Annotated in this window: 14 protein-coding genes and 2 tRNA genes; all 16 read left to right on the plus strand. The window is 61.9% G+C overall.

Annotated elements, in window-relative coordinates; all coding sequences use genetic code 11:
* The first annotated feature begins 8 nt into the window (after window positions 1-8).
* The 16 genes from rpsU (at window position 9) to HY737_05835 (ending at window position 10,833) form a co-directional block, all read left to right on the plus strand.
* Window positions 9-191 carry a 30S ribosomal protein S21 gene (gene rpsU / locus HY737_05760; protein ID MBI4597890.1) on the plus strand — a complete coding sequence of 61 codons (183 nt, stop codon included), beginning with the start codon at window positions 9-11 and terminating at the stop codon, window positions 189-191.
* A gap of 16 nt (window positions 192-207) precedes the next feature.
* The gene (locus HY737_05765; protein ID MBI4597891.1) at window positions 208-2,841 is read left to right on the plus strand and encodes an insulinase family protein; all 2,634 of its coding nucleotides are present in this window, start codon (window positions 208-210) and stop codon (window positions 2,839-2,841) included.
* A 1-nt stretch (window position 2,842) separates the two neighbouring features.
* Window positions 2,843-3,214, plus strand: a complete 372-nt coding sequence (locus HY737_05770) for a DUF1844 domain-containing protein (protein MBI4597892.1) — start codon at window positions 2,843-2,845, stop codon at window positions 3,212-3,214.
* Between the two features lie 5 nt (window positions 3,215-3,219).
* Complete coding sequence (locus tag HY737_05775; GenBank protein MBI4597893.1) at window positions 3,220-4,335, plus strand: DNA recombination protein RmuC; 1,116 nt, start codon at window positions 3,220-3,222, stop codon at window positions 4,333-4,335.
* Complete coding sequence (locus HY737_05780; GenBank protein ID MBI4597894.1) at window positions 4,332-4,493, plus strand: Trm112 family protein; 162 nt, start codon at window positions 4,332-4,334, stop codon at window positions 4,491-4,493. The genes HY737_05775 and HY737_05780 overlap by 4 nt, the downstream gene beginning before the upstream one ends.
* Window positions 4,490-4,999 carry a type II 3-dehydroquinate dehydratase gene (gene aroQ, locus HY737_05785; GenBank protein MBI4597895.1) on the plus strand — a complete coding sequence of 170 codons (510 nt, stop codon included), beginning with the start codon at window positions 4,490-4,492 and terminating at the stop codon, window positions 4,997-4,999. The genes HY737_05780 and aroQ overlap by 4 nt, the downstream gene beginning before the upstream one ends.
* A 22-nt stretch (window positions 5,000-5,021) precedes the next feature.
* Window positions 5,022-5,579, plus strand: coding sequence for an elongation factor P (gene efp, locus HY737_05790; protein ID MBI4597896.1), 558 nt, complete (start codon window positions 5,022-5,024; stop codon window positions 5,577-5,579).
* 67 nt (window positions 5,580-5,646) lie between these two features.
* Window positions 5,647-6,075, plus strand: coding sequence for an acetyl-CoA carboxylase biotin carboxyl carrier protein (accB, locus tag HY737_05795; protein ID MBI4597897.1), 429 nt, complete (start codon window positions 5,647-5,649; stop codon window positions 6,073-6,075).
* An 18-nt stretch (window positions 6,076-6,093) separates the two neighbouring features.
* A complete protein-coding gene (accC, locus tag HY737_05800; protein ID MBI4597898.1) occupies window positions 6,094-7,452 on the plus strand; it encodes an acetyl-CoA carboxylase biotin carboxylase subunit in 1,359 nt (452 codons plus the stop codon).
* Window positions 7,449-8,486 (plus strand): 6-phosphofructokinase, encoded by a 1,038-nt coding sequence (locus HY737_05805; GenBank protein ID MBI4597899.1) that lies wholly within the window; start codon window positions 7,449-7,451, stop codon window positions 8,484-8,486. Before accC ends, HY737_05805 begins: the two co-directional genes overlap by 4 nt.
* Window positions 8,487-8,505: 19 nt before the next feature.
* A complete protein-coding gene (locus tag HY737_05810) occupies window positions 8,506-9,102 on the plus strand; it encodes a D-sedoheptulose 7-phosphate isomerase (GenBank protein ID MBI4597900.1) in 597 nt (198 codons plus the stop codon).
* Complete coding sequence (gene rfaE2 / locus HY737_05815) at window positions 9,065-9,571, plus strand: D-glycero-beta-D-manno-heptose 1-phosphate adenylyltransferase (GenBank protein MBI4597901.1); 507 nt, start codon at window positions 9,065-9,067, stop codon at window positions 9,569-9,571. The genes HY737_05810 and rfaE2 overlap by 38 nt, the downstream gene beginning before the upstream one ends.
* 29 nt (window positions 9,572-9,600) lie before the next feature.
* Window positions 9,601-9,996 (plus strand): thiamine-phosphate pyrophosphorylase, encoded by a 396-nt coding sequence (locus HY737_05820; protein ID MBI4597902.1) that lies wholly within the window; start codon window positions 9,601-9,603, stop codon window positions 9,994-9,996.
* A complete protein-coding gene (thiE, locus tag HY737_05825) occupies window positions 9,950-10,579 on the plus strand; it encodes a thiamine phosphate synthase (GenBank protein ID MBI4597903.1) in 630 nt (209 codons plus the stop codon). Before HY737_05820 ends, thiE begins: the two co-directional genes overlap by 47 nt.
* Window positions 10,580-10,613: 34 nt before the next feature.
* Window positions 10,614-10,684, plus strand: a tRNA-Gly gene (locus tag HY737_05830).
* Between the two features lie 78 nt (window positions 10,685-10,762).
* Window positions 10,763-10,833, plus strand: a tRNA-Gly gene (locus HY737_05835).
* Window position 10,834 lies beyond the last annotated feature (1 nt).

A 10,834-nucleotide genomic window follows, 5' to 3' on the forward strand; every position in this document is an offset into this window, starting at 1 on the left:
GAGACCGCATGCCACGAGTTGAAGTCAGAGAAGACGAATCGCTTGAGAAGGCGTTACGGCGCTTTAAGCGCATGCTGGAGCGCGAAGGCATCCTCAAGGCGCTGAAGGCTCGGAAACATTATGAGAAGCCCAGCGAGCGCAAGCGCCGAGAATTGCGGCAGGCGATCAGCCGGCGCGCTCGTAACGCCTAGCCTGTCCGTTGAGCGAGTGTTCCCTCCCATTCACCCCGCCCGACGCGGGGTTCACTGTTTGTTGGTCGCCACCGCCATGATGACGATCGCCAATGCCTCCATCGCGTCTGCCGCCGACGACCGGCGTCAGGTGGGCCAGCTGCTGCTCGACAACGGCCTGCAGGCCGCGTGGGAAGCCGACCACCGCCAGCCGCTGGTCGCCATTGAAGCGCGCATCAAAGGCGGGCTGCGCGGGGAGGGCCGGTATGTCGGCAGCGGCATCACCCACTTCATCGAGCACATGCTCTTTAAGGGCACCCCATCTCGTCCGCCCGGCACGATCGATCAGGAAGTCCGCCGGTATGGCGGGTCAATCAACGCGTTCACGTCATTCGACACGACCGGGGTGTCGCTCTATGTCGAATCCCGCCACCTGAAGGATGCGCTGGCCCTGCTGGCGGACATTCTGCAGCATGCCATGTTTGAACAGCCGGAGTTCGACAAAGAGCGCGCCGTGATCATCTCGGAGCTGCAGATGAATCTGGATGATCCGGATCGCCGGCTCTCTCAGACATGGTTCAGTCGCCACTTTCTGGAGCACCCGTACCGGCATCCCATCCTCGGCTATCGGCCCCTGCTTGAGCGGCTGACGGTCGAGGATCTGCGGACGTTCTACGCGGCGCAATACCAGCCGCAGCAGATCACCCTGGCTTGTGTCGGCGATGTCGATGCCGCCGCCATGCCGGGGCTGCTGAAGGAGCACTTCGGGGCGTGGCCGCGCGGGATGACCGATCCGAGCCAGCAGCTCGTGCCGATGGAACCGCCGCCCGCCACCCGGAAGGACGCGGTGATCGAGCTGCCGGTGCAATCCGCCTATGGGATGCTCGGATTCTCCTCAACGCGGCTGACCGATCCGGCCCTGTATCCGCTCGACGTCCTCGCCAACATCCTTGGCGAAGGACGCAGCTCGCGGCTGTACGAATCGCTCCTCCGCGCGCAGCATATCGTGCATGCGATCACCGCATGGAACTATACGCCATATGACCCAGGAGCCTTTGTGATCCAATTCCGCACCGATCCGGAGAAGACGGAGGCGGCCATCGCCGCCATCCTCGATCAGCTCCAGCAGATCACCGAAGGCGGCGTGACCGCGGCCGAGCTGGACAAAGCCAAAAACAGCGTGAGCGCTGGCTACATCTTCGCCCGCCAGACGATCGAAGCCAAAGCCGGGGATCTGGCGACCTCCATGGCCGCCACCGGCGACCCGCTGTTTTCAGCGCGGTATGTCCGCGGCATCCAGCAGGTCACGGCGGCCGCGGTGCAAGAGGCCGCGCGGCGGTTCTGCGATCCTTCCACGATGACCACGGCCGTCATTCGGCCCCCGCGGCCAGCCGTAGCACCGACGATGGCACAACCGTTGGCGGCCCCCATGCCGGTCACGAAGACGCGGCTGCCGAGCGGGGCCACGGCATTGATCGGCGCGGACCATACGCTGCCGATCGCCGCCATCGTCATCGCCTTTCGAGGAGGCCTGCGCGCGGAGACCGAGGACACGGAGGGCCTCTCGTACCTGGTCGCGCAGCTGCTCACGAAGGGCACGGCGCGCCATTCGGCGTTTGAGATCGCGCGGCAGATCGAGTCGCTGGGCGGCACGCTGGAGCCCTTCAGCGGCCGCGATGGATTCGGCGTCTCCGTGCAGCTGCTGTCAAAAGATGTCGAGCAAGGGTTGGCCCTCGCGCATGAACTGATCACGCAATCGACGTTTCCGGAGGAGGAGCTGCAGATTGCGCGCGGCTTGATGGCGAAGCAGCTCGACGCTCAGGACGATGAGATCTTCGATGTCGGCGGACGCCTTCTGCGTCAAACGCTCTTCGGCCAGCACCCGTACCGGTTGAATCCGCTGGGCGACCGCCGGACCTTGCACCGCCTTGGCCGAACGCAGTGCCTGGAGTTTTCCACGCGGTGGATGAGCCCATCCAACAGCGTCATCGCCGTTTTCGGCGACATCGACCCGTCAGCCGCGGCCCAGCAGCTGAACCGCCTCTTCGGCGCCGCTGGGCCAGCCAACGCGAACTGGCCGGAGCGCCTGCCGGAAGAAACCGTGACCACGCTGCGCACCGCCACTCGCGCCATGGATCGAGAGCAAGCGGTCATCATGCTGGGATTTTTGGGCAACACGTACGCCTCGGATGACCGGTACGGGCTTGACGTCATGACGGCGGTCCTCTCGGGCATGTCCGGGCGGTTGTTTCAATCCGTCCGAGAGCAGCATGGGCTCTCGTACACGCTGGGCGCGGTCAACGTGCCCGGATGGGATCCTGGCTATGTCATGATCTACGCGGCCACGCGCCCGCAGGACCAAGACAAGGTCCTGCACGTGCTGGATGAGCAGCTGCGCCTCGCCGCCGCCCGCGGCTTTACGCCGGATGAGGTCGAGCAGGCGAAACGGTTTTTGATCGGCGCGCACCGGATGGAGGTGCAGCATCTGATCGGGCTGTCGAAACGCGCCGCGCTCGATGAGCTCTACGGTGTTGGGTGTGATGCCTGGCGATCCTATGAAGCGAAGATCAACGGGATCACGGTCTCCATGGTGAATGCCGCGGCCAAACGGTATCTGACCATCGGCCGCCATGCCCAAGTGATCATCTCTCCCAATGGACACAGTCGCTAAAATGGATGAACCGATAAAGAAACGCGTTGATGAATCATGGAAGGAGCACGCCGCGCAGGCACCCGCCCCAGCCCCTGCGGCAGGGCCGGCCGGGCCGTCGGCCCCTCAGGCCGAGAGCGGCGAGGCGCCCCACGCGCAGTTTGATCTGTTCATCTCCAGCTTGGCGATGGAAGCCTTCATTGCGCTCGGCGATATGCCCCATCCGGTGACTCGCAAGCAAGCCGCCAACCTCACGCAGGCCAAATACCTCATCGATCTGCTCGGCATCCTTGAGACAAAAACCAAGGGCAATCTCAGCGTGGATGAGCAGCGCCTGCTGACCGACGCCTTGTATCAATTGCGCATGCGGTATATGACCAAAGCCGGAACCTAACGACGATGCTCCTGTGGCTCGGCCTGGGTGCGTTGCTTGGCATCAGCGTCCTCTTCTTGTGGGTCGCCCGACGGGAAATCAGCCACTGGATCAAGGACCAAGTCAAAAGCTCATTGACCGCCGCCACGCAGGAATTTCTTGTCGTCGCGTCCCAGCGCTTCGCGACCGAGCGCACCCAACAGCTTGGCGATCTGGAAACTGAGCGACGCGCCGTCGACTCCACAGTCGGACAGCTTCGGGAGCAGCTGGAAAAGTACGAAACGCTCGTGCGAGGCTTTGAGTCGGATCGCGACCGAAAATTCGGGCAGTTAAAAAACGAACTCGATCGGGTCGTGCAAGGCAATGATCAACTGCACCGCACGACCGCCAATCTCGTTGCTGTCTTAGGAAATTCCAGGATCCGCGGTCAATGGGGACAAAAAATGGCCGAGGATATCCTCCGCTTTTGCGGATTGCAAGAAGGCATCCATTATCACAAAGAACAGGAAATTGTGTCCGGGCGCCCCGATTACACGTTCATGCTGCCCGACTCGCATTGCCTGTTCATGGATGTGAAATTCCCCTTGGACAATTACATCAAATTTGTCGGAGCGCGCGAGGCCGAACAACCGGCCTACCAGGAGGCGTTTCTGCGGGATGTGAAAGACCACGTGCGGGAGATGGAACGCAGGAATTATTTGTCGGAATCGGAGCGGAGTGTTGATTATATTCTGATCTTCATTCCGAATGAACAAGTCTACGGGCTGATCAATGAGTGGGAGCCAGGGCTGATGGATGAGTGCCTGAAGCGGAAAACCATCCTCTGCGGCCCCTGGACCTTGTACGCCGTCGTGCGGATTATCTGGCAGGCCTGGGAGCATTATCGGTATACTCAGGGCGTCCACGACATCGTGAAAGCCATTGACGGGTTTCGCCAGGATTATGAAAAGTTCAAGACGCGCTTTGAGGAACTGGGAAAACTGATGGAGAAGACGCAAGAAAAGTACCGGGAAATTTCACTCACCAGCGCTCAACGGCTCGATCAGAAAATCCAGCGTATCGATGAGTATCGGCGTTCCGAACCGCCGCCTGTCGCGCTGGAACAACCCACCCCATCACAGAAGGAGGACGCTGTCGCATGATTGACCCACAGCTGTTGGAGATTCTCGCCTGCCCGGCGTGCAAGACGGAGGTCAAGCTCGAGGGCGAGCAGCTTGTCTGTGTGCAGTGCGGACGCCGGTATCCCATCCGGGATGGGATTCCCGTCATGCTGATCGAAGAGGCGGAACAACGCCCATGAACATTCTGGTGATTCATGGTCCAAACCTGCAGCTCTTGGGCGCTCGCCAGCCCGCCATCTACGGCTCCGCGGATCTAAATGCGATCAACGGCGAGCTCAAGCGGGCCGCCGCCCAACGAAGCGTCATCCTGACCATCGTCCAGTCCAACCACGAAGGCGAGCTCGTCGAGCGCATCGGGGCGGGGCGCGGCCGATTTGACGCGCTGATTATCAACGCGGCGGCGTACACGCATACGAGCCTCGCCATCCGCGATGCGATCGAGGCCTCAGGGATCCCCGCGATCGAGGTGCATCTGTCGAATGTGGCCGCCCGAGAGCCGTTCCGCCATCACTCGCTCATCGCGCCGGTCTGCCGCGGTGTGGTCAGCGGTTTCGGCCCGCTCAGCTACCGGCTCGCCCTGGACGCCGCCATCGCGCTCCGGGACGCCGCGAGCGCCGCACCTGGAGACGGGGCTCCGGCCCGGCGCGGGAAACCCGTGGCGGCAACAAAGCGCAAGCGGCGCTGACCGCGCGCGGTGGAGCGCCGTGATGATCTCAACAACCGAATTCTCAAGCGGCAAGACCATCCTCATGGATGGGCAGCTATGGACCATTATCGAGTACCAGCATGTGAAACCGGGCAAGGGCGGGGCGTTCGTCCGCACGAAACTGCGGCGGCTTCCCGATGATTCCGTCATTGAGCGCACCTTCCGCGCCGGGGAGAAATTCGAGGAAGCCTACATTGAGAAACGGACGCTGCAGTATCTCTACCGCACCGCCGATACCTTCCACCTCATGGATACGAAGAACTACGAAGAAGTCACGGTGCCCGCCGAGGTCATGAAACACGCCGAGGGCTTCCTGAAGGAGAACATGGAGCTTGAAGGCCAATTTCACGATGGGCAGTTGATCGGGATTGAGCCGCCGATGTTTGTGGATGTGCATATCGCCGAAACCGAACCCGGCATCCGAGGCGACACCTCCAAAGCCGGGATGAAGCCGGCCAAACTTGAAACCGGAGCGACTATTCAAGTGCCGCTCTTTGTCGATACCGGCGAGCTCATTCGGGTGGATACCCGAACCGGCACCTACGTCTCTCGCGTCTAACCAGGAGGGCCCTGTGGAGAAGCCGCGCAAGTCATCCGAGCGGGAAGCGTTTCGGCTCATTGAAGAGATGCTCGAGCTCATGGAGGCCCGCAGCCTCATTGAGCTCGAAATGGAGCACCAGGGGCTGCGCATTCGACTGAAGAAAGCCTCCTTAAGCCCGACACCGCACCTTGTGGAGTATGTCACCGGCGTCGCCCATCCCGCAGCACCCGCGGCCGCGGCTCCGGCGGCGGCGCGCATGGCCGAAGAACCCCACCGCACCATCATCAAATCGCCGATGGTCGGCACCTTTTACCGAGCCTCCGCCCCGGATGCGCCGCCGTTCGCGGACGTTGGACAAGATCTCGACGTGGGACAGGTCGTGTGCATCATTGAAGCGATGAAGCTGATGAATGAGATCAAATCCGAAGTCGCCGGCCGCATCACGGATGTGCTGGTGGAGAACGGCGCTGCCGTGGAATTTGGACAGCCGCTCTTCGCGATCGAACCTCGGTAAGCCTGTTCCGCTATCCTGATGTTTTCAAAAATACTGATTGCGAACCGAGGGGAAATCGCCGTGCGGGTCATCCGCGCGTGCAAGGAAATGGGCATCCGCACGGTCGCCATTTATTCTGAAGCGGATCGCGCCAGCCTCCATGTGCGTCTGGCCGATGAAGCCATCTGCGTCGGCGGCCCCAAGGCGGAGCAGAGCTACCTCAACATCCCAGCCATCATTAGCGCCGCGGAAATCACCGATGTCGACGGCATCCACCCGGGGTATGGGTTCTTATCGCAGAACGCGCATTTTGCGGAGATCTGCGACTCCTGCAACATCACCTTCATCGGCCCCTCGGCGCAATCCATCCGGCTGATGGGGGATAAAATCGCCGCGAAGGACTTGATGCGGAAATCCGGCATCCCCATCATTCCCGGCAGCATGACCGCCATCAAAAACAAAGACGATGCGCTGAAAACCGCGCGGCGGATCGGCTACCCGATCATCATTAAAGCCGCCGCCGGCGGCGGAGGGCGCGGCATGCGCGTCTGCCATAATGACGTGCGGCTCATCAGCGCCTTAACCACCTGCCAAGCCGAGGCCGACGCCAGCTTCGGCAGCGCCGACGTCTTCGTGGAAAAGTACCTCGAAGCACCGCGCCATATCGAGTTCCAGATCCTGGCCGACCAGCACAACCACACGATTCATCTCGGCGAGCGGGACTGCACCATCCAGCGGCGCCACCAGAAACTGATCGAGGAATCGCCCTCCTCGGCGGTGGATCATAAGCTGCGGCGCAAAATGGGGGAGCTCGCCGTGCGCGCCGCCAAGGCGTGCGGCTATCACTCGGTGGGCACGGTGGAATTCCTGCTGAACTCCGACGGCACGTTTTATTTCATCGAGATGAACACCCGCATCCAAGTCGAGCATCCGGTCACGGAAATGGTGACCGGTCTTGACCTGGTGAAAGAGCAGATCCGCGTGGCCGCCGGGGAATCCTTAGGGATAAAGCAGGAAGATGTCGCCGTGGAGGGGTGGGCGATTGAAGCGCGCATCAATGCGGAAGACCCCGCCAACGACTTTATCCCGTGTCCCGGACGCATCACGGAGTTCCAGATTCCGGGGGGGCGCGGGGTTCGCGTGGACACCCATGTGTTCACCGGCTACGACGTGCCGCCGTTTTATGACTCCCTGCTCGCGAAAGTAATCACGACGGGGACGCATCGGGAAGACGCCATCCGAACGATGCAGCGGTCGCTCGATGAGTTTTTCATCGAGCCGATTTGCACCACGATCCCGCTGCACAAGCAGATTTTCAGCGATCCCACCTTCTGGCGGGGCCAGCTCTCCACCAACTACTTGGAACGGCATTTGCAGCAACAAGGAGACGGGGAATGATCCCAATCAAACGGCTTGGCGTGCTGACCGGGGGAGGCGATTGCCCTGGCTTAAACCCCGTCATCCGCGCGGTGACGCGCACCGCCATTCAGCGCGGGATGACGGTGATCGGCCTGCGCAATGGGTGGAAGGGGCTGATCACCGGCGAGTGTCTGCCGCTGGATCTGGCCGCGGTCTCCGGGATTCTGCCTCGCGGAGGAACGATCCTTGGCACCTCGAGAACCAATCCCTATAAGAAACCCGAAGATGTCGCCAAGGTGAAGGAGACGATCAAGCGGCTGCAGCTTGATGCCTTGGTGGCGATCGGCGGGGAGGACACGCTTGGCGTGGCCACCAAATTGACGAAGGAGGGGGTCAAGGTTGTGGGCGTGCCCAAGACAATCGATAATGACCTCTCGGCGACTGATTTCACGTTCGGGTTTGACACCGCCGTCAATATTGCGATGGAGGCGATTGATCGGCTGCACACCACGGCGGAAAGCCACCACCGGATCATGGTGGCCGAGGTGATGGGCCGGCACGCCGGCTGGATCGCCGCGTATGCCGGTATTGCGGGGGGCGCGGACGTCATTCTCATTCCGGAAGAGCCGATTGATCCGACGTCGGTGTGCGAGATCATCAAGAAGCGGCACGCCCGCGGCAAAGACTTCAGCATCATCGTGGTGGCTGAAGGCGCGCAGTTCAAAAAGGACGCCAACATCACCGTGGCGGAAAAGCTCGACGAATTCGGCCACGTGCGGCTGGGCGGCATCGGCCAGCTGTTGGCGGAGCTCATCGAGCGTCAGACCGGGTTTGAAACGCGCGTGACGGTCCTTGGGCACATCCAGCGCGGCGGCAGCCCGACCGCCTTTGACCGGGTCCTCGGCACGCGCTTCGGGGTGGCCGCCGTCGAACTGGTGGCCGCCGGAAAGTTCGGCACCATGGTCAGCTTAAACGGCAATAAAATCGTGGACGTGCCGATTGAGGCAGGCACCGGCAAACTGAAAACCCTCGATATGGATCTCTATCACATCGCGAAAATCTTCTTTGGATGACCGCCGTCACGGAACCTCGATGCATGTCCACGACGTGATTGCCGTAAGCCTCCGGGAGAGCGCTCAGGTGATGAATGCGCTGCCGGCGGAGCAGATCGCGCGCATCGCGAACGCTTCGCAGATGATGAGCGAGGCCATCCGCGCTGGAGGGAAGATCGTCTGGTTCGGCAACGGCGGCTCGGCCACCCAGAGCCAGCATATGGCGGCGGAATTTGTCGGACGCTTCCGAAAGGACCGCCGGTCGCTGCCGTCGATCTCGCTCACCGAGAATATGGCCAGCGTGACCGCGATCGGCAACGACTACGCGTATGAGCAGATTTTCTCCAGGCAGCTTGAAGGATTAGGGCAAGCCGGAGATGTGGCCCTCGGCCTTTCCACCTCCGGCAATTCGCCGAATGTGATCAACGGCTTGCGGCAAGCCAAGGCCATGCGGATTGCCACCGTCGGGCTGACCAGCGGCTCCGGCGGCGCGATGGCTGGCGTCTGCGACCTGTGCATCTGCGTGCCAAGCCCGGTGACCGCCAGAATTCAGGAAGCCCACTTAGCGATCGGCCACATCCTCTGCGGATTGGTGGAAGATGCCCTCGGCCTATCTCACGGCAGCTGCGCGTCGTAAGATCAGGACGCGCTCCGCCCTCATCCCCCTGGTTCGGCGGGCCGCGGCCCGCGGCCAGCGCATCGTGTTCACCAACGGCTGCTTCGACTTGCTGCATCCTGGCCATGTGAAGCTCTTCGAGCAGGCGAAGCGTGCTGGCGACGTGCTCATCGTCGCCCTCAACAGCGATCAATCGGTCAGGAGGCTTCAGAAGGGCCCCGGGAGGCCGGTGGTCAACCAGCGAGACCGCGCGATGGTCCTGGCCGGGCTCTCCAGCATCGACTACATCACGATCTTCAATGCTCCAACCCCGCAGCGCCTCATCAGTGCCCTTCGCCCCGACGTGCTCGTGAAAGGCGCGGACTGGGCAGCGCACGCGATTGTCGGCCGCCACACTGTCGAGCGACACGGCGGCCGCGTGCTGCGCATCCCGTTGCAGCCAGGGTATTCAACCTCACGGTTAATTCAACGGATCCGCGCGCGAAGGTAACCGCAACATCCCGGACGTCGATCCTCCGCTTGATTGACGCGAATGCGAATCGGGCGATGGAGGGCCTGCGCGTCTGCGAAGATATCGTCCGCTTCCATTATGCCAAGCCGCAACTCACCCGGAGGCTCCGAAGCCTCCGCCACGGCATCGCGCGGGCCGTGCGCGCGCTCCCCATCGATGTGACGGAACTGCTTCGCGCCCGAGATAGCCGCCACGACGTGGGCAAGCGCGCCGCGGCTTCCTCCGTGGCATCACTCGAGCAATCGCTGCTGATCAATTTCCAGCGAGCGAAAGAATCGCTGCGAGCGCTCGAAGAATGTTCCCGGCTCATTACCGTGAGCCATAGCCGGGCATTTCAACACTTGAGATTCCAAGCCTATGCGCTCGAACGTGAAATCCTCTTGGCAATTGTACGTCATCGTTGACCGGGCTGCGGTTGGTTCTCGCAACCTGGCTGAGCTAACGTCTGCTGCCATTCGTGGCGGAGCCGACGTCATTCAGCTACGCGATAAAGCCGCGACACCCCAGCGCCTCACCGAAGAGGCGCGGCGGCTGCTGCCGCTGACGAACGCCGCAGGCATTCCGCTCATCATCAACGATCACATCGATGTGGCGCAAGCGGTCGATGCTGCCGGCGTGCATCTTGGGCAAGCGGATGCCTCAATCGCCGAGGCTCGGCGGCTCCTCGGCCCATCAAAACTCATCGGTCAATCCACGCATAGCCTCGAGCAAGCCTTGGCCGCCGACCTGGCGGGTGCTGATTACATCGGACTGGGCCCGCTGTTTCCCACGCCAACCAAGCCAACCTACGGCAGCATCGGGCTGGATTTGATCAATGAAGTCCAATCCCGTGTGGGCATCCCCATCATCTGCATTGGGGGCATCAACCAGACGAACGTGGAACAGGTGATTGCAGCCGGGGCTCGATGTGTCGCCGTCGTCCGCGCCATCTGTGCGGCCCCCGACCCTGAATCCGCAACACGCACATTAAAGCAAACGCTGCTATAATATGAACTTCTAAGCGAGCGGTAGCGAGCGACGCGGGTATAGCACAGTGGTAGTGCACTAGCTTCCCAAGCTAGCCACGCGGGTTCGATTCCCGCGACCGAGCCGGGGTACCCGCTGAAGGCGGGTCGGCGACGGGAGTGCCGCAAACCGCAGGTTTGCGGCCTACCCGCCGAAATGAGACATGCGGGTATAGCACAGTGGTAGTGCACTAGCTTCCCAAGCTAGCCACGCGGGTTCGATTCCCGCTACCCGCTC

Source organism: Candidatus Omnitrophota bacterium (assembly GCA_016209275.1).
Lineage (GTDB): Bacteria > Omnitrophota > Gorgyraeia > Aquiviventales > Aquiviventaceae > JACQWM01.